The sequence below is a fragment of the Streptomyces asoensis genome, assembly GCF_013085465.1.
In the GTDB taxonomy this organism is placed as follows: domain Bacteria; phylum Actinomycetota; class Actinomycetes; order Streptomycetales; family Streptomycetaceae; genus Streptomyces; species Streptomyces cacaoi_A.
In genome coordinates, this window is record NZ_CP049838.1 from 8765077 (window position 1) to 8787209 (window position 22133).

Consider the following 22133-nt stretch of genomic DNA (forward strand, 5'->3'; position numbering starts at 1 on the left):
TCTCATGACGGGGCGTCAGTCGACAGCCCCGAGGCGCGAGTTCCGTGCCGCCACCAGTTCCAGCACCGTGCGCCAGTCCTCCAGCACGCCCGCGTCGAACCCGGCCACCCGGCCGTCCTCGTCGGCCTGGCGCAGGCTGAGCAGATCGTCGTCGGCGGTGGGCTCGTGCCAGGGGTGCAGTTGGACGAGACGGGAGACGCGGGGGCCGAGCAGGGGGCGTACGGCGTCGGCGGCCCGTTCCGGCCGGCCGGTGGCGTCGCCGGGGCACAGCAGATGACCGATGGGGTGGACGAGCCCGGTGAGCTGGAGCTCCTTGTCGGCGGGGCGACCGCGGCGCAGCAGTGCCGCCGTCTGGAGCGCGTGATCGTGCAGGTCGACGCCGGGCACACCGCGGTCCGGGGCGTCCCGCACGCCCCGGCAGGCGTACAGCAGGTCCATCAGCTCCTCGACGCTGCGCAGCTCCATGCGTCAGTCCTTCCGCGAGACCGCCGTTGCCGGTCGCAAGCAGACCATGGCCTGCTTGCGACCGGACGAACGGCACTTGAACTGCGCGACGAACTCACGGGCGAATGCGCGGCCTCCCTGGTCCGCCACGCCCAGCAATATCCCCCGGACGGGTGAATTAAAAAGGTGCATCAGGGTGGAAAAAGGTTCAATTCACCTGCGGTGACATACGGGTGACTTGCCATGGTTACCCCAAATTTTCAGCCCTATCGAGCGGCCACCCGCTCATTTGGTTAATGTGTAGCGGACGGACAGCAGTACGGAGTGCCACCCACACCCACGGTCCGTCATGGGACAGGCCGCTTCACAACGGCTCGCCCTCCAAGAAGTTGCCGGCGCCACCGCGTCCTCGACCGACTTGAGCCAGCCCCGAGGGAGCGTCAGGCGCCGGACCGCAGACTGGCCGGCACGCCCCGAGGGTGACCCGACACATAAGGAGTGCGCGGTGACACCGGAGAAGACGAATCGCGAGCAACGTCCCAAGGAACGCCCGGAGCGGGCCGGCCGCCGGCCCGGCGAGATCGGCAGCCTCGACGTGTGGGCCCGCTCCGCCCCCATCCGCCTGGCGGGCTACGAGGAGGACCTCGCCGAGCCCCACATCCTGCCCAGCGTGGACTGACCGCTCGCGGTCGCCCGGCCTGGGTGTGCGCCAGGCACGCCCACGCCGGGCCCGCTCTTTTGCTCAGTCGAGCGGAGCCGTCCGACTCCACGGACGCAGGCTCTCCAACTGCTCGGCCAGCCGGAGCAGTTCGCCCTCCCGCCCCGGCAGGCCCACCAGCTGTACCGCGGTGGGAGCACCGGACGGCAGGGTGCCGAAGGGAACCGCCATGGCGGGCCAGCCGGTCAGGTTCCACGGCGGCGTCAGCGGCGAGTAGTTCGTGTTCACCAGGACGTTGCGCAGCCAGCCCCGCTCGTGCCACGGCACCGACTTCGGTGAGCGTCGCGCCAGCGCCGGAGTGAGCAGCACGTCGTACTCCGCGAAGAACGGCTCGAGACGTCGGCGCAGCGCGTCCCGCGCCGAGCCGCCCCGCACCCCGGACAGGAAGCGCCGGCCGACGGCCGCGTGCACCCGGGTGCGCCGGGTCAGCAGCCGCGGGTCGAGGCTCGCCGCGTCCACCGCCGTGCCCGCCGTCCAGTGCGCGAGCGACGTGACGCCCAGCGACAGCGGATACGGCGGTTCGGCCCGTTCCACATGGTGCCCCGCCCGGACCAGCACCCCGGCCGCGTCCCGCGCGGCGCCCGTGTACGGCTTGCTCACCGTGACTCCGGCCAGCGGGCTGCGCACGGAGACGGCGATCTTCAGCGCACCGGGCTCCCCGGCCGCCACGACGTCGGTGTCCGCGAGGACCGACAGCATCAGCCGCGCGTCCTCCACCGTCGTCGCCAGCGGACCGTTCTCCGACATCCCGAACCAGTCACCCTCGCCGATCCCGGCCGGCACCACCCCGTGCCCCGGCTTGATGGTCACCAGGCCGCAGTTGGCCGCCGGGATGCGCAGCGAGCCCATGCCGTCGTTGCCGAGGGCGATCGGCACCAGCCCCGCGGCGACCGCGGCCGCGCTGCCGCCCGACGAGCCGCCCGCCGTGCGGGAGGTGTCCCAGGGGTTGCGGGCGGTGCCGTGCACGCCCTCCGTGGTGCCGAAGACACACAGCTCCGGCACGTTGGTCAGGCCCACGACCACCGCACCGGCCGCCCGCAGCCGGGCCACCGTGACATGGTCGGCGTCGGCCGGGGTGTCCGGGGTCGCGGCCGAGCCGACCCGGGTCGACTCGCCCCGCACGCCGAGGTTGTCCTTGACCGCCACCGGCACCCCGGCCAGTGGCAGTGCGGCCAGGTCGCCCCGGGCGGCCAGCGCGTCGGCCTCGGCCAGGGCCGCTCGGGCCCGCACCGTGCGGAACGCTCCGATCCGGCCGTCCAGCCGCTCGATCCGCGCGAGATGCTCGGCCACCACCTCACAGGGCGTGACCTCCTTCGCGCGTACGGCGGCGGCGATCTCGACGGCGGTCCGGCCGACCCAGCTGGTCACAGGCAGCTCCCTCGGTGTGCATGCACTACTGGCGAGTACGTAGGAGAACTCTGCCCCGCCGGAAGTCCCGCGTCGAGAGGCGGCGGTGACTCAGGGCCCCACCTGCCCCCTGAGCCACTCCTCCACCTCGCCGACGTGCGCGGCCGCCGCCGCCCGGGCGGCCTCCGGGTCACGGGCGGCCAGCGCGCGATGGATCGCGGCGTGTTCGCGGCGGGTCCGGGCGAAGGCGCCCTCCTCCTGGTAGCCGCGCCAGACGCGGGCCCGGAAGGTGCGTGAGGAGAGGCCCTCCAGGATCGCCGCCATCGTCTCGTTGCCGGCCGCCTCCGCGATCACCCGGTGGAACTCGAGGTCGTGCGCGAGGATCTCCTCCGGGTCGTCCGTCGCGTTCATCGCCGCCAGGTGACCCTCCACGACGGCCAGCTGCTCCGGGGTGATGCGGGCCGCGGCCAGTGCGGTGGCCGTCGACTCCAGGATCCGGCGCACCTGGAGCAGTTCGACCAGACGCGGCCCCCGCGACAGATCGGCCACCACTCCGAACGTCTCCAGCAGATCCCCCGCCTTCAGCGCGGTGACGTAGATCCCGGAACCGTGCCGCGCCTCCAGCACCCCCAGCACCGTGAGCGCCCGGATCGCCTCGCGCATCGAGCTGCGGGAGATGCCCAGCTCGACCGCGAGATCGCGCTCGGTCGGCAGCCGCTGGCCGGGCTCCAGCGACCCGTCGGTGATCATCGCCTTGATCCGCTCGATGGCGCGCTGTGTCACCGTGCCCTTCGGGACGGCGGTCCCGCTGCTCGGGGTGTCTTCCACGTGGCCTCTCCTGTCGCCGGCGCCGCGATCCCCACCGATGTGGTCGGACCACTTGGGCCCGCAACTCGCCAAAAAGCTACCCGGGGGGTGTTGTGGAGCGGAAGTGGTCTGATAAATATGCGGCACGTATCCCGCCGGCGACTTCCGGGCCGCCGACCTCGCGATCCGGAAGGAGAAGGCGGCGTGAGCGACTTCGAAGGGCTGACTGCCCTGGTGACGGGGGGTGGCTCCGGCATCGGCCGGGCGACCGCGCAGCTCCTGGCCGAGCGCGGCGCCCGGGTCGCCGTCCTCGACCTGGACCCGTCGGGCGTGGACAAGCCCCTGCTCGGATATCTCGCCGACGTCACCGACGACGCCTCCGTGCGGGCGGCGGTCGCTGCCGCCGTCGCCGACCTCGGGGGGCTGGACATCCTGGTCAACAACGCGGGTGTCGGCGCCCAGGGCACCGTCGAGGACAACGAGGACGCCGAATGGCACCGGGTCCTCGACGTCAACGTCGTCGGCATGGTCCGCACGGCCCGCGCCGTGCTGCCCCACCTCAGGCGTTCCTCGCACGCGGCGATCGTCAACACGTGCTCCATCGCCGCCACCGCCGGCCTGCCGCAGCGCGCGCTCTACAGCGCGACCAAGGGCGCGGTGTACTCGCTGACCCTCGCCATGGCCGCCGACCACGTACGCGAGGGCATCCGCGTCAACTGCGTCAATCCCGGCACCGCGGACACCCCGTGGGTCGGCCGGCTGCTCGACGCGGCCGACGACCCGGCCGCCGAGCGCGCCGCCCTGGAGGCCCGCCAGCCCACCGGCCGGCTGGTCGGCGCCGACGAGGTCGCGGGCGCCATCGCCTATCTGGCGAGCCCCCTGTCCGGCGCCACCACCGGCACCTCCCTCGCCGTCGACGGCGGGATGCAGGGCCTGCGGCTGCGGCCGGTGGGCCGGTGAACACGCTCGGGCGCAGCGGCGTCCCGGTCAGTCCGCTCGCCTTCGGCGCCGCCGTCATCGGCAACCTCTTCACCGAGGTCGGCGAGGAGCAGGCGCACGAGGCGGTGGCCGCCGCCTGGCAGCAGGGCATCCGCTACTTCGACACCGCGCCGCACTACGGCCTCGGCCTGTCCGAACGCCGCCTCGGCGCGGCCCTGCGCGAGCACCCCCGCTCGCAGTACACGGTCTCGACCAAGGTGGGCCGCCGTCTCGAAGCCACGGACCGGGGCGGCGACGACCTGGCCGACGGCTTCGCCGTGCCCGCCACGCACCGCCGCGTATGGGACTTCAGCGCCGACGGCGTACGCCGCACCCTGGAGGCCAGCCTGGAACGGCTCGGCCTCGACCGCGTGGACGTCGTCTACCTCCACGACCCCGACGACCACGCCGAACAGGCCTTCCACGAGGGCTACCCGGCGCTGGAGAAGCTGCGCTCGGAGGGCGTCGTCGGGGCGATCGGCGCCGGAATGAACCAGGCGGAGATGCTCACGCGCTTCGTCCGTGACACGGACGTCGACGTGGTGCTGTGCGCGGGCCGGTACACGCTGCTCGACCAGCGGGCCCGGGCCGAGCTGCTGCCCGCCGCCGTCGAGCGGGGTGTGTCGGTGGTCGTCGGGGGCGCCTTCAACTCCGGTCTGCTGGCCGACCCCCGGCCCGGCGCCACGTTCGACTACGCGCAGGCGCCGGCCGGGTTGCTGGACCGGGCCCAGCGCATGAAGGAGATCGCCGACCGGCACGGCATCACCCTGCGCGCCGCCGCCCTGGCGTTCTGTGCCGCCCACCCGGCCGTGGCGAGCGTCCTGGTCGGCACCCGCTCGGCGGCCGAGGTGCGGGACTGCGCCGAACAGTTCGCGACCCCCGTCCCCACCGCCTTCTGGCAGGAGCTGCGGGACGCGGGTCTGCTTCCCCCCGAGGAGCCGTCATGAGGGTCGCCCTGCACACCAGGGTCCGCGCCGACCGCGTCGCCGCGTACGAGGCCGCGCACCGGGAGGTGCCGAAGGAACTGACGGACGCCATCCGCGCCGCCGGCGCCACCTCCTGGACGATCTGGCGCAGCGGGACCGATCTGTTCCATGTCCTGGAGTGCGAGGACTACCCGCGGCTCCTCGCCGAGCTGGAGAAGCTTCCGGTCAACGTCGTGTGGCAGGCACGGATGGCCGAGCTGCTCGACGTGGTGCACGACTACTCCGACGAGGGCGCCGCCGCCGGCCTGCCCGTCGTCTGGGAGCTGCCGTGACCGTCGACGCGCACCACCACGTCTGGGACCTGTCGGTACGGGACCAGGACTGGATCGCCGAAGGCAGCCCGCTCCGGCGGGACTTCACCGTCGACGACCTGGCACCGGAGGCCCGCGCGGCCGGAGTCGACCGTACGGTCCTCGTCCAGACGGTCACCGTGGCCGAGGAGACCCCCGAGTTCCTCGCCCTCGCGGCCGCGAACGACCTGATCGCGGGTGTCGTCGGCTGGACCGACCTCACCCGCGCGGACATCGCCGACGAACTGGCCCGGCTGCGGGAGCTGCCCGGCGGCCGGTACCTCAAGGGCATCCGCCACCAGGTCCAGGGCGAGCCGGACCCGCGGTGGCTGCTGCGGGCGGACGTGCACCGCGGGCTCACCGCCCTCGCCGCCGCCGGCCTCGTCCACGACCTGGTGGTGCTGCCCCACCAGCTCCCGGCCTGTGTCGAGGCGGCCGCCGCCCTGCCCGGACTCACCTTCGTCCTCGATCACCTGGGCAAGCCGCCGATCGCCTCCGCCGCGCTGGAACCCTGGGCGTCCCACGTCCGGGCCCTCGCGGCGCTGCCCAACACGGTCTGCAAGCTCTCCGGCATGGTCACCGAGGCCGACCCCGCGTCCTGGACCGCCGACGACCTGCGGCCGTACGCGGACACGGTGCTCGAGGCCTTCGGGCCGGCCCGGCTGATGTTCGGCTCGGACTGGCCGGTGTGCACGCCCACCGCCTCCTATCGTGAAGTCCTGGACGTCGCACGGCAGTTGACCGACCCGGGGGCGCACGCCGAGATCTTCGAGACCACCGCCGTCCGGGTCTACGACCTCTGAGCCGACCCCGCCAGCCGCGTCGGCGGCAGATACTCCCGCACGTACGTCCGATGCCAGTACGCGCCCGTCTCCCTCAGCTCCCGCCAGGTGGTGCAGCGGTAGCGGAAGAGGCGGGCGCGGATGTGGCGCGGGGGCTCGTCGGGCGGGAACGGGGAGCGGCGCAGCAGCTTCAGCGTGTCGCGGTCGTTCTCCAGCAGCCGTTCCACCAGGGCGGCGAACCACGCCCCGGCATAGGCGGGGGAGAGCGCCGCGAACCACATCATCCAGTCCAGGCGCAGATGGTACGGGGCGAACTGGCGCGGCCAGTGCCGGGGATCGCCGGGCTTGCCCTTGAACTCGTACTCCCGCCAGTCGGAGCCCTCGCGCGGCACGTCGTCGAGCGTGCCCTCGATCACCACCTCGTAGCGGATCCGGCTCACGCTGCCGAACGCGCCGTAGGTGTTGACCAGGTGCAGCGGATCGAAGGAGCGGTTCATCACCTGGCGGCGGGAGAGCATGTTGACCACCGGGCGGTAGCTGAGGAACAGCAGCAGCGCGGCCGCGGCGAGGACCACGATCTCGTACCAGAGCGGGGTCGCGGGGGCCGACCGGTGGCCGGCGGGCAGTTCGAGCGCGGATACGGCCAGGACGACGGTGATCCAGTTCAGCCAGGCGAAGTTGCCCGACAGCACCAGCCACAGCTGGGTCAGGATCATCAGGCACGCGGCCGCCGTCGCGATCGGCTGCGGGGCGAACAGCAGGAACGGCACGACGAGTTGGGTGAAGTGGTTGGCCGCCGCCTCCACCCGGTGCAGCGGTTTCGGCAGATGGTGGAAGAACCAGCTCAGCGGGCCGGGCATCGGCTGGGTCTCGTGGTGGTGGTAGAGACACGTCAGCTTCCGCCAGCAGGCGTCGCCCCGCATCTTGATCAGGCCCGCGCCGAACTCGACCCGGAACAGGATCCAGCGCATCAGGAAGAGCACAAGGACCGGCGGGGCCACCTCGTCGTTGCCGAGGAACACGGCGAGGAAGCCCGTCTCCAGCAGCAGGGACTCCCAGCCGAACCCGTACCAGGTCTGGCCCACGTTGACGATGGACAGATACAGCGCCCACGGCACCAGCCACAGTGACATCGCCGCCCCCAGGGGCAGCAGGCCGTCCAGACCGGCGAGCAGCGCCGCCGACACCGCGCAGCCCGTCCAGGCGCAGCCCGCGAACAGGCGGTCGGAGTAGCGCAGGTGGAACAGGCTCGGCGCCCGCCGGAAGGGCACCCGCTCGACGAAGCGGGGCACCGGCAGCATCCCCCGTTCGCCGAGCAGCGCCCGGAACTGGAGGGCGGCCGTCAGGAACGCGACCAGGTAGACACCGGCCAGGGCACGCTGGAAGACCAGGCGGCTCAGCCAGTACTCGGGTGCGGTGAACCAGTCCACGGCCGTGCGCTCCTTCTCTCCGGTCGGGTCATGTCACTGTGCGTGGTCCCGTGCTCCGGTTGCGTGACCCTGGCGGGTGAAGCAGACAATAGTGGTCGAATCACCTCCTGGTGAGGGACCGAGACGATGCGGGAGAACGTGGTGCGACTACCCACTGCCACTCTCCTCACCGCCTGCGCGCTCTCGGCGGCGCTCCTCGTCGCCGGACGCGGTGGTGCGGGGGAGAAGATCACGATGCCGGGCGCGGAGACCGTCGTCCCGGCGGCCGAGGGACGCGTCGTCTCCGGCGACCCCTTCACCGACCCCTCGGCGGCCGACCCGGACTCCGGTCCGTCCTTCGCCGACGCCGACGCGGCACTCGGCTCCGGTTCCGACGAGGGCCTCGGTCCCGACGAAGACCTCGGCTCCGACGAGGGCCTCGGATCCGACCTCGACCGCGGTCTCGACCCCGGTGAGATCGGCCCCGAGACCGTCCCGGAAGTGCCCGACCTGCCCGACGGCGGCGGGCTGATCCCCGACGGGCCCGACGAGTCCGGCGCGCAGGACCGGTCCGACAGCATTTTCGGCAGCCCCCTCGACGTCGTCATGGGCTGACCATGGTCCCGGGCGCCCGGTTCCCCGGTCGAAGAATCGGGCAAACCCTGGCAAGGTGGCTCCATGGTTGATCGGGGAGCGAGCGCCCTGTCCCTCCCGGACGACTGGCCCGCCCACCCGGATCCGATCCTGGCGCTGAACCGCATGGGCAGTTTCGACTGGGACCTGGACTCGGGGCAGTTCCACATGGACGCCCGGGCCCACGAGATCTTCGACCTGCGGCCCGACGAGTACGACGGCAACCCCGAGACCCTCGCCGTCCGGGTCCCGCCGGGCGAGGGCATCCGCCTGGACGAGCTGGTCGCCCAGGCCATCAAGGACGGCAGCGAGAACTACGGCGCCTACTTCCGCATGCGGCTGCGCGACGGCACCCTGCGCTGGACCCACACCCAGGGCTACATCCGGCGCGACGGGACCGGCCGGCCGCGCCGCATCGTGGGCATCGTGCGGGACGCGACCGACGAGCTCAGCGATCTCGCCGCCCGCCGCGACGAGGCCGCCCTCGACGACGCGCGCCGCGAGCAGACCAACGTCGTCCAGCTCACCACGGCGGCCCTGGCGCACGCCCGCACCGTGCGCGACGTCATCGACGTCCTCAAGGACACCCACGGCCTCACCCACCTCGGCGCGACCAGCCTCGTCATGGGGCTGGTCGAGGCAGGCCGGATCCGGCTGATCGCCGAGGGTCCTGAGGGCAGCTTCGTGCCCGGCACGCTGGTCACCCGCCTCGACGAGCCCTACCCGATGAGCGAGGTGGTGCGCACCCTCACCCCGCGCTTCATCGAGTCGCCGGAGGAGTTCGCCGGCGGCTACCCCGTGCTGTGGCCGCACCTCACCGACCTGAAGATCACCTCGGCGGCCTATCTGCCGCTCATCGTGCAGGCCCGCCCGATCGGCGCGATGGGCCTGCTCTACAGCGACCGGCGGGGCTTCACGCAGGAGGACCGCAACATACTCGTCGCGCTCGGCAGCAGCATCGCGCAGAGCATTCAGCGCGCGATGTTCTACGAGCAGGAGAAGGACATCGCGCAGGGTCTCCAGCAGGCCATGCTGCCGCGCACCATCCCCAGCGTGCCGGGCGCCGACGTCGCCGTCCGCTACCGCGCCGCCACCATCGGCGGCTCCCTGGGCCGGGACATCGGCGGCGACTGGTACGACCTGATCCCGTTGCCCGGAGGCCGGGTCGGCGCCGTCATCGGCGACGTCCAGGGCCACGACACGCACGCCGCCGCCGTCATGGGCCAGCTGCGCATCGTCCTGAAGGCCTACGCGGCCGAGGGCCACACCCCGGCCACCGTGATGGCCCGTGCCTCGGTCTTCCTGCACGAACTCGACACCGACCGCTTCGCCACCTGCCTGTACGCGGAGGTCGACCTCTCCACGGGGGTCGTCCAGGTGGTCCGCGCCGGGCACATCGACCCCCTGCTGCGCGGCCTCGACGGGTCCTGCCGGCGCGTGCCGGTGCCCGGGGGACTGCCGCTCGGTCTGTCCGCCGAGTTCGGCAGCCTCGAGTACCCGGTCGGCACCGTGGAGCTCGACCCCGGCCACACACTGCTGCTGTGCACCGACGGGCTGGTCGAGCAGCCCGGCACGGACCTCGACGACGGCATGCGGGCCCTCGCCGCCCTGATCGCCGCGGGCCCCGCGGACGTCCGGAAGCTGGCCGACCAGCTCATCGAGGTCGCCGAGGAGCGCGGCGGGGACGACGACGTGGCCCTGCTCCTGCTGCGCCGGCGCGGCCCCGACGGCCACCAGGCCGGGAGCCGGCTCCAGCAGCATGTGGCCCCCGGCGATCCGGAGGCGCTCAGCGAGGCCCGGCACATGATCCGCGCGGCCGTCCGCACCTGGGGCGCCCGAGACCGCTCCGACGAGATCGAACTGGTCGCCGACGAACTGATCACCAACGCGCTCATGCACACCGAGGGCGCGGCGATCGTCACCCTGCGGGTGCTCACCGGCACCGAACACCGGCTGCGCGTCGAGGTGGAGGACTCCTCCAGCGCCCTTCCGCGCCGCCGTGAGGCGGGCGAGTCGGGGGTCTCCGGGCGGGGCCTGCTGCTGGTGGAGCTGCTCACCGACGCATGGGGCGTGGAGGCGCGGGGCGGCGGCAAGTGCGTGTGGTGCGAGTTCGTGGTGCCGGAACGGACCTGAACGCTCCGGCACCTGATGGCACTCTGGACGTATGCCGGAACTCCCCGAGGTCGAAGCGCTCAAGGACTTCCTGGCCGAGCATCTCGTCGGCCACGAGATCGTCCGCGTGCTGCCCGTCGCGATCAGCGTGCTGAAGACGTACGACCCGCCCGTCACCGCCCTCGAGGGCCGGGAGGTCACCGCCGTGCACCGGCACGGCAAGTTCCTCGACCTGGTGACCGGCGACGGCCCGCACCTCGTCACGCACCTCGCCCGCGCGGGCTGGCTGCAATGGAAGGACAAGCTCCCGGACGGTCCGCCGCGCCCCGGCAAGGGACCCCTGGCCCTGCGGGTCGCCCTGGAGACGGGAGCGGGCTTCGACCTGACGGAGGCCGGCACCCAGAAGCGGCTCGCGGTGTACGTCGTCCAGGACCCGGGGCAGGTCCCCGGCGTCGCGCGTCTCGGCCCCGACCCGCTCGCCGCCGACTTCGACGAGGCCCGCCTCGCCGCGCTCCTCGCGGGTGAACGGCGCCGGTTGAAGGGCGCCTTGCGCGACCAGGGCCTGATCGCCGGCGTCGGCAACGCCTACAGCGACGAGATCCTGCACGTGGCGAGGATGTCCCCGTTCAAGCTGGCGGCCACCTTGACGCCGGAGGAGACCCGCACCCTCTACGCGGCCCTGCGCAGCACGCTCACGGAGGCGGTCGAGCGCTCACGGGGCCTGGCGGCGGGACGTCTGAAGGCCGAGAAGAAGAGCGGGCTGCGCGTCCACGGCCGCACCGGCGAACCCTGCCCGGTCTGCGGCGACACCATCAGGGAGGTCTCCTTCAGCGACTCCTCGCTCCAGTACTGCCCCACCTGCCAGACGGGCGGCAAGCCGCTGGCGGACCGGAGAATGTCGCGGCTGCTGAAGTAGCCCGCCGGCCGGACGGCACCGGCCCGAGCCGTCCCGTCCCGCCCCGCCGAGACCCGCGTCGACATCGAAGTGACCTGAACTCACTCCGTGTCGGCGTCACTGGGTCTCGAGCGTCACCAGGTGCTCCCCGGCGGACGTGCGCAGCTCGTAGCGGGCGATCTCGTCGGGGTGCCAGGCCGCGGCGCCCTGCATGGTGTTGGGGCGGGCGTCGTGCTTGGGGACGTTCCAGCTGGTGACCGTCTGCTCGGAGCCGTCGAGGCCGACGGCGATCAGCCGGCAGGAGCGGGGGCCCGCCCCGTCCTTGACCTCGAGCTCCACATGGCTGCCCCACGCCTCGTTCTCGGTGGTGACCTGTGCCCACACCCCGGACTTCTCGTCCGTCGCGGTGACCCGTACGGCGCTCTCGCCCTCGCCGCTGCCGCCGCCCGCCATCATCGCGATCACGGGGCCGGCCAGGGCGACCACCACCGAGGCGGCGACGGCGTACAGCACCCGCCGCCGTACGGCCCGGTGCCGGACCGCCACCTCGGCGAGCAGCCGGTCCAGCAGCTGCGGGCCAGGCCCGGCGAAGGGGTGCACGGCGCGCGGGGTGGCGCGCCGGTAGAGCATCATCTGCCGTGCGGTGGGACCGAACTCGGTGACCTGTGCCGCACACTGAGGACACTCCATGAGGTGGTCCTCGAAGCGGAAGGCTTCCGCTTCGTCCAGCACGCCGAGCGCGTACGCGCCGACGTCGCGATGCCTTTCCAGGGACCTCATGCCGAAACCTCGTGCCTTTGAGTGCCAGTGGGGTTACTCCTTGCTCCCACCGGTACGCACCCGGCCGACGAATCACTCAAGCCACGTACCGAATCGTGACCCAGATGTTCGGAGCGGCCCGGCCCGCGGATTGGTGCGAATCTAAAAAAGATGAATCGCCAGGTGGCCGAGGGGCAGCCCGAGCTGCCAGGCGGGTGTCCAGACCTTGGGTCCCTCGTCCTCGCCGACCACCGGCGCACCGCCGGGAACCGCGTTGAGATCGGGAGCGAGCAGCTCCGTCTCCTCCAGCCAGCGCCAGGCCGCGGCCGCCAGGTCGAGATCGGGAGCCGGTCCGTCCGACTTGGCGGCCTCGGCCTTCAGTTGAGACATACGTTCCTCGACCCAGTCCTGCCACGGCTGGTCGTACGCCGTGAGCGAAAGCCAGGTCTCCAACTGAGTCACCACCCGGATGCCGGGCAGTTCGCCGTCGGTGTCGGACAGGAAGATGGTGAGCGCCAGGGCGTCGCGCCCGGCGCGGAACTCGAAGGACGTCGGCGGCATCAGATCGCCGGTCCGCAGCAGTTCGTCGGCGATGTACTCGGCGTACAACCAGGCCATGGGGACGGTGAGTTCACCGCCGCCGGTGCCGTCCGTGCTCTGGTGACCTCTGTGCAGCATCCCTTCCTGCCTTCCTCCGGTGCTTGCGCTCGCCCGTTGCCGGGACGCTGGGGACCCGGTCACCGGGCCCCATCCGGAACACGGATAAGGACACCCGATTACTCAAAGGGGGTCCTCGGCAAGGCGCTTTACGGAGGCTTGACCCAGTCGTGGGTTTCAGCGCAGGTCGGCCGCGTATCCCGGAAGCACCCGGCGCAGGGCGCGCAGCGCGTAGTACGCGCGGGACTTCACGGTACCGGGCGGAATTCCGAGGGCTTCGGCGGCCTCCGCCACACTGGCCCCCTGGAAATACACCAGCACCAGGACTTCACGGTGCTCCGGAGTGAGTGTCTTCACAGCCTCGCGCACATCGAGGGTGGCGGCCGCCCGCTCGGCGTGGTCGGCGCAGACGGGCGACGCGTTCTCCAGCACCGCGTCCCCGACCTCCGCGGGTCGCGCCTGCCGGGCCCGCCGTGCGTCGATCGCGAGCCGTCGGCCGACGGTGAGCAGCCAGGGTCGTACGGAGTCGAAGGCGTCGGCGCGCAGGGCCTCGGGATGCTGCCAGGCCCGTACCAGGGTCTCCTGGACGAGGTCCTCGGCGCGCTGGCGGTCGCCGTCGCACAGCCTCAGCAGCAGCGCGAAGAGCGGTCGGCCGTGCTCGCGCTGGAGTGCGGCGAGCTCGTGCTCGGCGGTCGTCGTCCGGGCGGTGAGGGTGGTTCCGGCGGTCATGGGCGTATGGCACCGCAGTGCGCCGGTTCGGGACAGGGCACGCACACGGATCTGCGGCGGACGGTCGATCGCGTCGACGAACGGTTCGACGAACGGTCCGGGCTACGCCGATCGCGGGCATCGGCCCTGGACGAAGGGAGTGCCGGGGCGGACCGCCGCCTCTCATGGATTAGTACTGATCCATGCGTAAATATGACAATTCATGGGAAGCGGGGTGAACCGGTGATCGCCCGCAGACACCAGGTGGCCCTGGCCCTGACGGCCCTTCTCACCTCGGCCGCCGCCTGCCAGGCCCGGGACCACGGGCCGACCGAGCGGCCCGGCCGCCCGGCGCCGTCCGCCGCCCGCGGCTTCACGCTCGTCGCCTCCGGCGACATCCTCCCGCACACCACCGTCATCGACCGCGCCGGCTTCGACGCCGGGGGCACCGGCTACGACTTCCGCCCGATGCTCGCGGGCATCAAACCCGTCGTCTCCGGCGCCGATCTGGCGCTGTGTCACATGGAGACCGTGTACGGCGCGAACGGCGCCTACACCGGCTACCCGGACTTCAAGTCCCCGCCGGAGATCGCCGAAGCCCTCGCCGCCACCGGCTACGACGGCTGCTCCACCGCCTCCAACCACAGCCTCGACGACGGCGCCGCCGGCGTACAGCGCACCCTCGACGCGCTCGACGCCGCCGGCGTACGGCACGCGGGCACCGCCCGCACCGAGGCCGAGGGCAACTCGGTCACGCTGCTGCGCGCGGGCGCGGCGAAAGTCGCCCATCTCGCCTACACCTACGACACCAACGGTCACCCCGTCCCGCCGGGACAGCCCTGGACCGTCAACCTCCTCGACGAGAACCGGATCCTCGCCGACGCCAAAGCCGCCCGGAAGGCGGGCGCGGACGTGGTCGTCGTCTCCGTGCACTGGGGCACCGAATGGCAGGACGCGCCGGACGACCGCCAGCTCACGCTGGCCCGCACCCTCACCGCCTCCCGCACGGGCGGCCGCCCCGACATCGACCTGATCCTCGGGACGCACGCCCACGTCCCGCAGGCCTACGAGAAGGTCAACGGCACCTGGGTCGTCTACGGCATGGGCGACCAGATCGCGGGCGAGATGTTCAACCACCAGGGCGTCCAGGACGCGCGCGGCAACCAGTCCACCGTCGCCCGTTTCACCTTCGCCCCGCCCGCCCGGCCCGGCGGCCGCTGGGAGGTGCGCAAGGCCGAGTTCGTGCCGCAGCTGTTCGACATCGACGCCGGCCGGGTGGTCGACATCGACAAGGCCCTCGCCCAGGGCGCGGGCGTCGAGGGGGTGCGCGACCGGATCAGAGAGGTCGTCCTCGGCCGGGGTGCGGCGAAGGACGGGCTGGTGATGGGGAAGTGAGCCGGAAGTAGGCGCTCGCGGGGTGGCCGGGGGCTACGGCACCACCGTCACCGGCCACCGCCCCGCCTTCACCAGCCGCACCGCGACGGACCCCACGATCCGGTGGCCGGCCTGTTCGGAGGCGCCCACCACCACCGCGTCCGCCTTGAGCCGGTCCGCCGCCTTCACCAGGCCGCCGTAGGGGTCGCCACGGAAGGTGTGGAACTCCCAGCGCACGTCGAATATCCCCCGGGTGCGCTCGGTGGCCTCCCGGATCTGCGCGACCAGGTCCTCGGCGATCTCGTCGGTCGCCTCCGCGACCGGCACCCCGAGCGCCGCGCCCGCCGCCAGTACCGGCTGCACGTACACCACGGCGAGCAGCGCGTGCTGGCGACGGGCCAGGCCGCCGGCGTAGGCCGCGGCCCGTAGGGAGGAGTCGGAGCCGTCCACCCCGACGAGGATGACCTTGGGTCCGTCCGTGCCCCGCTCGAACTGGTGCGCGGGCTGCTGCGAGTGCTGTTCCGTCACGGCCAGAGGCTATCGGAAGCCGCAGGTCCGGCCGGTGTGCGGGCCGCTCGACGGGCGGTGCGGGCCGGGTGTTCCTAGAGTCGGAACATGAGTGCCACCGTGCGGACCGCCACGGCCGAGGACACCCCGGGCCCGGCGCGGCGGCCCGCCGGCCGCTTCCTCGGCAGGGTGCCCGAAGGCTTCGCGACCTTCTTCGGCGCCCTCGGCCTGCTCTGCGTCCTGCTGGCCCTGGTCCCGCCGCTGCGCCGCCTGCTGCGCCCGGTCGTCCGCTTCCTGGACCTGCTGATCGTCCCGGTCAGCGCCAACCTCGCCTACGCCGTCTTCCTCTTCCTGCTGGCCGCCGCCACCGCCGCCCGCAAGAAGGTCGCCTGGTGGCTGGTCGTCGTCTACCTGGGCCTGCTCGTCCTCACCGACATCCTCGGCGTGGCCGTCGGCCTGTACCGGGAGTCCGTCCCGTCCCTGGTGGTGTGCGCGCTCGCGCTCGTCCTCCTGGTGGTCGCCCGCGGCGAGTTCTACGCCGCCTCCCGCCGCGCGGCGGTCCGGCGGGCCCTCGCCGTGCTGCTCGTCGGGCTGGGCCTGGCGATCCTCGTGGGCTGGGGCCTGGTGGAACTGTTCCCGGGCACCCTGCCGGAGAGCCAGCGCTTCGGATGGGCCGCCAACCGGGTCCTGGGCGGCCTGGTCTCCACCCGCTCCTTCGACGGCCGCCCGCCCCGCCCCCTCTTCTTCCTCCTCGGCCTCTTCGGCGCCTTCGCCCTGCTGAACGCCGCCGCCGCCCTCTTCCGCTCCCAGCGGATGGAAGCGGCCCTGCACGGCGACGAGGAGGCCCGGATCCGGGCCCTGCTCAAGGCATACGGCGACCAGGACTCCCTCGGCTACTTCGCCACCCGGCGCGACAAGGCCGTCGTCTTCTCACCCAGCGGCAAGGCCGCCGTCACCTACCGCGTCGAGGCCGGTGTCTGTCTCGCCAGCGGCGACCCCGTCGGCGACCGCGAGGCCTGGCCGCACGCCATCGCCGCCTGGCTGGACGCCGCCCGCCTGCACGCCTGGGCGCCCGCGGTCATGGGCGCCTCCGAGGACGGCGCGAAGGCCTTCGCCCGCGCCGGACTCGGCGCCCTCCAGCTCGGCGACGAGGCGATCCTGCCGGTCGCCTCCTTCGACCTCGGCGGCCGGGAGATGCGGGTCACCCGGCAGGCCGTGAACCGGGTGCGCCGCACCGGCGCCTCCTGCCGGGTCCGCCGCCACTCCACCCTCACCGACCAGGAGATGGAGGAGGTCCTCGGCCGTGCCGACGCCTGGCGCGACACCGAGACCGAACGCGGCTTCTCCATGGCCCTGGACCGTCTCGGCGACCCCGCCGACGGCGACTGCCTCCTCGTGGAGGCCCTGGACGACGACGGCCGGCTCCTGGCCCTGCTCTCCTTCGTCCCCTGGGGCCGGGACGGCATCTCCCTGGACCTCATGCGCCGCGACCGCTCCGCCCCCAACGGCGTCATGGAGTTCATGGTCGCCGACCTGTGCGCCGCCGCCCCGAAGCTCGGCGTACGCCGGATCTCCCTCAACTTCGCCGTCTTCCGCTCGGCCTTCGAGGAGGGCGCCCGCATCGGCGCCGGACCGGTCCTGCGGCTGTGGCGCCGACTGCTGCTGTTCTTCTCCAAGTGGTGGCAACTGGAGGCCCTCTACCGCTCCAACGCCAAGTACCACCCCGAGTGGTATCCCCGCTTCCTCTGCTACGCCGACGCCGGCTCCCTCGCCCGGGTGGGCCTGGCCTCCGGTATCGCCGAGGGCTTCGTCTCCGTGCCCTCGCTGCGCAAGCTCTGGGGCAACCGGAACGCGAGGGGCGGGCCGCGCCCCGCCACCACCGAGGGCCTGCCGCCACTGGCGGCGCTCGGCCTCGACGGAGGGGACGAGGCCGGGGACGCCGGTCCGGACGCGGGCCTGCCCGAGCAGGTCCGCGTCCGGCACCGCAAGCTCGACCGGCTGCGCGCCGAGGGCGTCGACCCCTACCCGGTCGGCGTCCCGCTCCGCACCCACACCCTCGCCCGGATCCGTACGGGGGAGACGGTCACCGTCGCGGGCCGGATCATGCGGGTACGCGACTTCGGCGGCATCGTCTTCGTGACGCTGCGCGACTGGTCGGGCGACCACCAACTCGCCCTCACCCGCGAAGCCCTCGGCTCCTTCAGGTCCGACACCGACCTCGGCGACCACATCGTCGTCACGGGCACGGCCGGGACGAGCGACAAGGGCGAGCCCACCGTCTTCGTCACCTCCTGGCAGCTCACCGCCAAGTGTCTGCGCCCCCTGCCCGACAAGCGCCGCGGCCTCACCGACCCCGAGGCCAAGGTCCGCATGCGCTACCTCGACCTGGTCGCGAGCCCCGCCGCCCGCGATGTCGTCCGGGCCCGCTCCCACGCCGTACAGGCGCTGCGCCAGGGCCTGTTGGAGCGCGGCTACCTCGAGGTCGAGACCCCGATGCTCCAGCAGATCCACGGCGGCGCCAACGCCCGCCCCTTCACCACCCACATCAACGCCTACGACCTCGACCTCTATCTGCGCATCGCCCCCGAGCTGTACCTCAAGCGGCTGTGCGTCGGCGGCCTGGAGAAGGTTTTCGAGATGGGCCGCACCTTCCGCAACGAGGGCGTCTCCTACAAGCACAACCCCGAGTTCACGATGCTGGAGGCCTACCAGGCGTACGCCGACTACGACGTGATGCTCGACCTGGTCCGCGAGCTGATCCAGGGCGCGGCCACGGCCGCCTTCGGCTCGCCGGTCGCCCGCAAGGACGGACGGGAGTACGACATCTCGGGGGCGTGGCCGGTCCGGACGGTCCACGGCGCGATCTCCGAGGCGCTCGGCGAGCAGATCGACGCCGACACCCCGCTGTCCGTCCTGCACCGGCACTGCGACCGGGCCGAAGTCCCGTACAGACCGGACGACGGCCGGGGCGACGTCGTGCTGGAGATGTACGAACGCCTGGTCGAGGAGAGGACCCAACTCCCGACCTTCTACAAGGACTTCCCCACCGACGTCTCCCCGCTCACCCGGCAGCACCGCACCGACCCACGGCTCGCCGAACGCTGGGACCTCGTCGCCTTCGGCACCGAACTCGGCACCGCCTACTCCGAGTTGACCGATCCGGTCGAGCAACGCCGCCGCCTCACCGAGCAGTCACTGCTCGCCGCCGGCGGAGACCCCGAGGCGATGGAACTCGACGAGGACTTCCTCGACGCCCTCGAGTACGCGATGCCCCCGACCGGTGGTCTCGGTATCGGCGTCGACCGCCTGGTCATGTTCCTCACCGGCCTCACGATCCGCGAGACCCTGCCGTTCCCGCTGGTACGACACCGCTGACCCGGCCCCCTTCAACTGTTCGGACCGACCGTGACTGCGCCGGGCGGGTGGAATCGTGCCGCCGGTCCGGTGTCGGTGTGGTGGGTCGGCGGCCGACCGGGCGACTGATGACTGCATGAAGAAGGATCAGTTGTTCACGCGGCGCCGGGCGTTGCTCGCCGGCGCCGCCGCCGTCGGAGCGGTCGGCACGGCCGGAGTGTTCCTGTGGGGCGAGGACGCGAAGCCGGTCCGGGCCGCCGCCCCCGCCGCGGGTGCCCCGGCGCACAGCCTGCCGCTGAAGCCCTCCGCCTACCGCCTCCAGCCGCTGACCGGCTACGGCCCCCCGCGCACCGTCCCCGGCCGCACCCCGGTGCGCCACGAACCGCTGCTGAAGCTGACCGGCCGCGGCCGCACCATGGTGCTGACCTTCGACGACGGACCCGACCCCCGCTACACCCCCGGCATCCTCGACACGCTGGCCCACTACGACGTGCGCGCGATGTTCTTCGTGTGCGGGGAGATGGCCGCCGACCACCAGGATCTGCTGGGACGGATGGCCGACGAGGGCCATGTCGTCGGCAACCACACCTGGACCCACCCCCTGCTGACCGGCCTCACCCGCCGTCAGATCCACTCCGAGATGTCCCGTACCAGCGACGTCATCGAGGAGGGCTGTGGTGAGCCGCCCCGCTGGTTCCGCGCCCCCTACGGCGCCTGGAACCGAGCCGCCTTCCAACTCGGCGCCGAACTGGGCATGGAGCCGCTCGGCTGGACGGTCGACACCCTCGACTGGACCGCCCCCGGCACCGGGACCATCGTCGACCGGGTCGAGAAGGGCGCAGCCCCCGGCGTCGTGCTGCTCTCGCACGATGCCGGGGGCGACCGCTCGCAGAGCGTGCGGGCACTGCGCAGCTATCTGCCGCAGCTGCTGGACTCCGGCTACCACATCACCGTCCCGCACCGGCGGTACACCTGACGCGAGCCCCCCGCCCGCCCGGTCGGGAACCGTTCAGCGGACCTCGGCCAGGCGGGCGAAGGCGACGACGTTCCCGTCGTATCCGTTCGCCTTGGAGAAACCGCCGCCACAGGTGATGACCCGCAATTCGGGGGAGCCCTTGGAGGCGTAGACACGGTCGCCGGGGAAGTTGTTCTTCTCGAACACCTCGATGCCGTAGATCTCGAAGACCGCGGTCTTTCCGTCCCCTCGTGACACCTCGACGCGATTTCCCTTCTTCAGGGCTCCGAGACCGTAGAAGACGGCGGGGCCCAGTTTGTTGTCGACATGACCGACGACGACCGCGGTTCCCTTTTCGCCGGGCGAGACGCCACCGGTGAACCAGCCGGCCAGATTCGGGTCCTCCGGCGGCGGCGCGCCGACCCAGCCGTCCGCGTCCAGGCCGACCGACGTGACCGGCGCGTCCACCCGGATGGCGGGGATCCGGACCCGGTCCGGCACGGCGTACGGCAGCGGTGCCGGGGTCCGGCCGAAGGCACCTGCGGTGCGACCGTCCGCGGCCGCCGCCGAGGCGGGCTGCGGCGGGCCGATGTCGAACTCTCCCGACCCGTTCCGGATGAGCGCGAGGCCGGTCAGCAGAACAAGCGCTATCACTCCCCATGGCGCGCGCTTCCGCCGCCGCTCCTCTTCTTCCGCCACCTCGGACAGCTCGTACGCAGGCATTCGCCATCCCCTTTCGACGCGGCCGTCACCGCGTCCCTTCGCGCATACGAGAACGCTAAGTCCCCGGGCGGGAACCGGCGACGGGGCAGCAGCGAACGGGTGGCCCCGATGCCTTTCGGTGCGCCATCCGAGTTGCCGACGGAAGGAATTTTCTGACGGTCCGTGACCTGCGGCAATATCCGATTGTGTGCATTTCGCTCGGCGTGTCCTCTCACCAGGACGGACCATTCCCGAAATGCGGGCGCGTGCACGGCATCTGAGGGTCTTTTCGGGAGGTGCTTTCTCGCCGACATGCCGGGGACGGGCCCCCGGGGCGCCTTCCGCGGAGGATCACATGCGCATCACTCGTTTCCTGGCGGCCTCGGCGGTCTCGGCCGCCGCGGTCGCCTCTCTCGGCGTCACCGCCCCGGCCGCCGTCGCGCGCGACGGCATGGGCGCCAATCCGAGCAACATCGTGGCCCTGCCCGCCGTCATCGCCCGCGGGGGCCAGATGACGGTCACCGTCGACGGCTGCCCCGGCGGCGGCACCATGACCTCGGCGGCGTTCCCGCAGGCCAACCTGACGCCGATCAACGGCGCCAACCAGACGGCCAAGGGGACGGCGACCATCAACGACAACGCCCGGCCCGGCACCTACGACATCACCGTCAACTGCTCCGGGCGGACCCTGACCCGCCCGGCCGCCTTCACCGTCATCGGCGGTGTCCGCGGCGGTCTCGGCGGCAGCACCACCACGGGCGCCACCCCGACCGACATGGCCATCGGCGGCGGTCTCGTCGCAGCGGCCGTGGTCGGGGGTGGTCTGTTCTGGATGCGCCGCCGCGCCGAGCGCCGCGCCTGAGGTCCGCCCCGAAGGGGACCGCACGTCGCACGTGACGCGGGCCTTCGCCCCGGTCCCGCTGGGATCCGGGGCGAAGGCCCGCGCACGGCGGAGCCGTCGGCGGTGAGCCGTCAGCCGCCGTCCTCGGCGGCGCGGCGCCGCGAGAAGTAGTACGCGGTGCCGACCGAGCCCACGATGAGCGCGGCGCCCAGCCCGATCTCCTCGAGGTCGAACCCGGCGACGGTGCCGCCCTCACCGGCGTGCACGCCCCGCGGGACCGGATAGGGCGCCGTGGGATCGCCCGGACGGCCGCCGGAGATCGTCAACTCCTTGACGGCGCTGATGCCGCCGCAGGCGAACGTCACCCGGTACGAGGCGCCCGCCCTGGCGTCCCAGTCGACCGTGACCACCGCGGACGAGGACCCTCGGGGGATGACGACCGCGTCGAACACGCCCGAGGAGACCGTCACGGAGCTTCGGCAGCCACTGGCGTTGCGGTCCACCTGGAGGGTGACCTGTCCGCCCGCCGTGATCGTCGAGGGCAGCACGCTGTAGCCGTTGGACATGACGTAGTGGTTGTCGTCGTCGCTCGCGACGGCGGCCGGTGCGGAGAAGGTCAGGGCGGTGACGCCCAACAGTGCGGCCGAAGCGACGCGTATCGCGCGCATGGTGGATCCTCCGGTCCCCGAGGAGCAGCTGCGGACCTTTTTGCCGCTTGCGTCATCAATGCACCTCGATGACCGAAACGCTAGGAACAAGTGTGCGCTCCCGCGATCGCAGTCGCGCGAATGGGGCAAGCGTGTGGGCCGCCCAGGGGACGCCGTTCCCGCAACCGGGGGACGGCGACGGCGTGGCGGCCGTCTTCTGTCGCCGTC

Annotated in this window: 22 protein-coding genes; 12 read left to right on the plus strand and 10 right to left on the minus strand. The window is 72.4% G+C overall.

Going from position 1 to position 22133, the window contains the following annotated elements:
• Nucleotides 1-15: 15 nt before the first annotated feature.
• The gene (locus tag G9272_RS38960; RefSeq protein WP_171400924.1) at nt 16-465 is read right to left on the minus strand and encodes an inositol oxygenase family protein; all 450 of its coding nucleotides are present in this window, start codon (nt 463-465) and stop codon (nt 16-18) included.
• A 484-nt stretch (nt 466-949) separates the two neighbouring features.
• Here G9272_RS38960 and G9272_RS38965 point away from each other — a divergent pair, with 484 nt between their 5' ends.
• Nucleotides 950-1123 (plus strand): hypothetical protein, encoded by a 174-nt coding sequence (locus G9272_RS38965; RefSeq protein ID WP_020127513.1) that lies wholly within the window; start codon nt 950-952, stop codon nt 1121-1123.
• A 63-nt stretch (nt 1124-1186) separates the two neighbouring features.
• On the opposite strand, the gene G9272_RS38970 is transcribed toward G9272_RS38965, so the two are convergent.
• Both G9272_RS38970 and G9272_RS38975 read right to left on the minus strand, forming a co-directional pair.
• Nucleotides 1187-2530: an amidase gene (locus G9272_RS38970; protein WP_171400925.1), complete on the minus strand. Its 1344-nt coding sequence runs from the start codon at nt 2528-2530 to the stop codon at nt 1187-1189.
• Between the two features lie 90 nt (nt 2531-2620).
• Nucleotides 2621-3337: a FadR/GntR family transcriptional regulator gene (locus G9272_RS38975; protein ID WP_171400926.1), complete on the minus strand. Its 717-nt coding sequence runs from the start codon at nt 3335-3337 to the stop codon at nt 2621-2623.
• Between the two features lie 183 nt (nt 3338-3520).
• On the opposite strand from G9272_RS38975, the gene G9272_RS38980 reads away from it, so the two are divergent.
• The 4 genes from G9272_RS38980 to G9272_RS38995 are packed head-to-tail and all read left to right on the plus strand — an operon-like array spanning nt 3521 to nt 6373.
• On the plus strand, nt 3521-4276 hold the full coding sequence (locus G9272_RS38980) for an SDR family NAD(P)-dependent oxidoreductase (protein WP_171400927.1): 756 nt from the start codon (nt 3521-3523) through the stop codon (nt 4274-4276).
• A complete protein-coding gene (locus tag G9272_RS38985) occupies nt 4273-5241 on the plus strand; it encodes an aldo/keto reductase (RefSeq protein WP_171400928.1) in 969 nt (322 codons plus the stop codon). The genes G9272_RS38980 and G9272_RS38985 overlap by 4 nt, the downstream gene beginning before the upstream one ends.
• Nucleotides 5238-5552 carry an L-rhamnose mutarotase gene (locus G9272_RS38990; RefSeq protein WP_171400929.1) on the plus strand — a complete coding sequence of 105 codons (315 nt, stop codon included), beginning with the start codon at nt 5238-5240 and terminating at the stop codon, nt 5550-5552. Before G9272_RS38985 ends, G9272_RS38990 begins: the two co-directional genes overlap by 4 nt.
• Entirely contained in the window at nt 5549-6373 is an 825-nt protein-coding gene (locus G9272_RS38995; RefSeq protein ID WP_171400930.1) for an amidohydrolase family protein, read from the plus strand. Before G9272_RS38990 ends, G9272_RS38995 begins: the two co-directional genes overlap by 4 nt.
• Here the strand turns inward: G9272_RS38995 and G9272_RS39000 are convergent.
• Nucleotides 6361-7782, minus strand: a complete 1422-nt coding sequence (locus G9272_RS39000) for a lipase maturation factor family protein (protein WP_171400931.1) — start codon at nt 7780-7782, stop codon at nt 6361-6363. The genes G9272_RS38995 and G9272_RS39000 overlap by 13 nt on opposite strands.
• A 141-nt stretch (nt 7783-7923) precedes the next feature.
• Between G9272_RS39000 and G9272_RS39005 the strand changes: the two genes are divergently transcribed.
• The 3 genes from G9272_RS39005 (at nt 7924) to G9272_RS39015 (ending at nt 11422) form a co-directional block, all read left to right on the plus strand.
• Entirely contained in the window at nt 7924-8376 is a 453-nt protein-coding gene (locus tag G9272_RS39005; protein WP_171394576.1) for a hypothetical protein, read from the plus strand.
• Nucleotides 8377-8439: 63 nt separating this feature from the next.
• The gene (locus G9272_RS39010; protein ID WP_171400932.1) at nt 8440-10527 is read left to right on the plus strand and encodes a SpoIIE family protein phosphatase; all 2088 of its coding nucleotides are present in this window, start codon (nt 8440-8442) and stop codon (nt 10525-10527) included.
• A 31-nt stretch (nt 10528-10558) separates the two neighbouring features.
• Nucleotides 10559-11422 (plus strand): Fpg/Nei family DNA glycosylase, encoded by an 864-nt coding sequence (locus tag G9272_RS39015; RefSeq protein WP_171400933.1) that lies wholly within the window; start codon nt 10559-10561, stop codon nt 11420-11422.
• Nucleotides 11423-11518: 96 nt separating this feature from the next.
• Here G9272_RS39015 and G9272_RS39020 read toward each other — a convergent pair whose 3' ends face one another.
• The 3 genes from G9272_RS39020 to G9272_RS39030 all read right to left on the minus strand — a co-directional run bounded on the left by G9272_RS39020 (nt 11519) and on the right by G9272_RS39030 (nt 13546).
• Nucleotides 11519-12181 carry a zf-HC2 domain-containing protein gene (locus tag G9272_RS39020; RefSeq protein ID WP_171400934.1) on the minus strand — a complete coding sequence of 221 codons (663 nt, stop codon included), beginning with the start codon at nt 12179-12181 and terminating at the stop codon, nt 11519-11521.
• Between the two features lie 141 nt (nt 12182-12322).
• Complete coding sequence (locus tag G9272_RS39025; RefSeq protein WP_171400935.1) at nt 12323-12838, minus strand: hypothetical protein; 516 nt, start codon at nt 12836-12838, stop codon at nt 12323-12325.
• Nucleotides 12839-12994: 156 nt separating this feature from the next.
• Nucleotides 12995-13546, minus strand: a complete 552-nt coding sequence (locus G9272_RS39030; protein ID WP_054241199.1) for a sigma-70 family RNA polymerase sigma factor — start codon at nt 13544-13546, stop codon at nt 12995-12997.
• A 222-nt stretch (nt 13547-13768) separates the two neighbouring features.
• Here G9272_RS39030 and G9272_RS39035 point away from each other — a divergent pair, with 222 nt between their 5' ends.
• Nucleotides 13769-14920 carry a CapA family protein gene (locus G9272_RS39035; protein ID WP_171400936.1) on the plus strand — a complete coding sequence of 384 codons (1152 nt, stop codon included), beginning with the start codon at nt 13769-13771 and terminating at the stop codon, nt 14918-14920.
• 33 nt (nt 14921-14953) lie between these two features.
• On the opposite strand, the gene G9272_RS39040 is transcribed toward G9272_RS39035, so the two are convergent.
• On the minus strand, nt 14954-15427 hold the full coding sequence (locus G9272_RS39040) for a universal stress protein (RefSeq protein WP_171400937.1): 474 nt from the start codon (nt 15425-15427) through the stop codon (nt 14954-14956).
• Nucleotides 15428-15514: 87 nt separating this feature from the next.
• Between G9272_RS39040 and lysX the strand changes: the two genes are divergently transcribed.
• Nucleotides 15515-18781: a bifunctional lysylphosphatidylglycerol synthetase/lysine--tRNA ligase LysX gene (lysX, locus tag G9272_RS39045; RefSeq protein WP_171400938.1), complete on the plus strand. Its 3267-nt coding sequence runs from the start codon at nt 15515-15517 to the stop codon at nt 18779-18781.
• A gap of 115 nt (nt 18782-18896) precedes the next feature.
• Nucleotides 18897-19736, plus strand: coding sequence for a polysaccharide deacetylase family protein (locus tag G9272_RS39050; protein WP_171400939.1), 840 nt, complete (start codon nt 18897-18899; stop codon nt 19734-19736).
• Nucleotides 19737-19769: 33 nt separating this feature from the next.
• On the opposite strand, the gene G9272_RS39055 is transcribed toward G9272_RS39050, so the two are convergent.
• Complete coding sequence (locus tag G9272_RS39055; RefSeq protein ID WP_171400940.1) at nt 19770-20438, minus strand: class F sortase; 669 nt, start codon at nt 20436-20438, stop codon at nt 19770-19772.
• 334 nt (nt 20439-20772) lie between these two features.
• On the opposite strand from G9272_RS39055, the gene G9272_RS39060 reads away from it, so the two are divergent.
• Nucleotides 20773-21279, plus strand: coding sequence for a hypothetical protein (locus tag G9272_RS39060; protein ID WP_171400941.1), 507 nt, complete (start codon nt 20773-20775; stop codon nt 21277-21279).
• 110 nt (nt 21280-21389) lie between these two features.
• Here the strand turns inward: G9272_RS39060 and G9272_RS39065 are convergent, their stop codons facing one another.
• On the minus strand, nt 21390-21926 hold the full coding sequence (locus G9272_RS39065) for a hypothetical protein (protein ID WP_171400942.1): 537 nt from the start codon (nt 21924-21926) through the stop codon (nt 21390-21392).
• Between the last annotated feature and the right edge of the window lie 207 nt (nt 21927-22133).

Bases quoted from the DNA above. Each gene is read 5' to 3' on its own strand.
- G9272_RS39055 (WP_171400940.1), bottom strand. From the start codon at position 20,438: ATGCCTGCGTACGAGCTGTCCGAGGTGGCGGAAGAAGAGGAGCGGCGG.
- G9272_RS38960 (WP_171400924.1), bottom strand. From the start codon at position 465: ATGGAGCTGCGCAGCGTCGAGGAGCTGATGGACCTGCTGTACGCCTGC.
- G9272_RS39060 (WP_171400941.1), top strand. From the start codon at position 20,773: ATGCGCATCACTCGTTTCCTGGCGGCCTCGGCGGTCTCGGCCGCCGCG.
- G9272_RS39030 (WP_054241199.1), bottom strand. From the start codon at position 13,546: ATGACCGCCGGAACCACCCTCACCGCCCGGACGACGACCGCCGAGCAC.
- G9272_RS39020 (WP_171400934.1), bottom strand. From the start codon at position 12,181: ATGAGGTCCCTGGAAAGGCATCGCGACGTCGGCGCGTACGCGCTCGGC.
- lysX (WP_171400938.1), top strand. From the start codon at position 15,515: ATGAGTGCCACCGTGCGGACCGCCACGGCCGAGGACACCCCGGGCCCG.
- G9272_RS39025 (WP_171400935.1), bottom strand. From the start codon at position 12,838: ATGCTGCACAGAGGTCACCAGAGCACGGACGGCACCGGCGGCGGTGAA.
- G9272_RS38990 (WP_171400929.1), top strand. From the start codon at position 5,238: ATGAGGGTCGCCCTGCACACCAGGGTCCGCGCCGACCGCGTCGCCGCG.
- G9272_RS39010 (WP_171400932.1), top strand. From the start codon at position 8,440: ATGGTTGATCGGGGAGCGAGCGCCCTGTCCCTCCCGGACGACTGGCCC.
- G9272_RS39015 (WP_171400933.1), top strand. From the start codon at position 10,559: ATGCCGGAACTCCCCGAGGTCGAAGCGCTCAAGGACTTCCTGGCCGAG.
- G9272_RS39050 (WP_171400939.1), top strand. From the start codon at position 18,897: ATGAAGAAGGATCAGTTGTTCACGCGGCGCCGGGCGTTGCTCGCCGGC.
- G9272_RS39065 (WP_171400942.1), bottom strand. From the start codon at position 21,926: ATGCGCGCGATACGCGTCGCTTCGGCCGCACTGTTGGGCGTCACCGCC.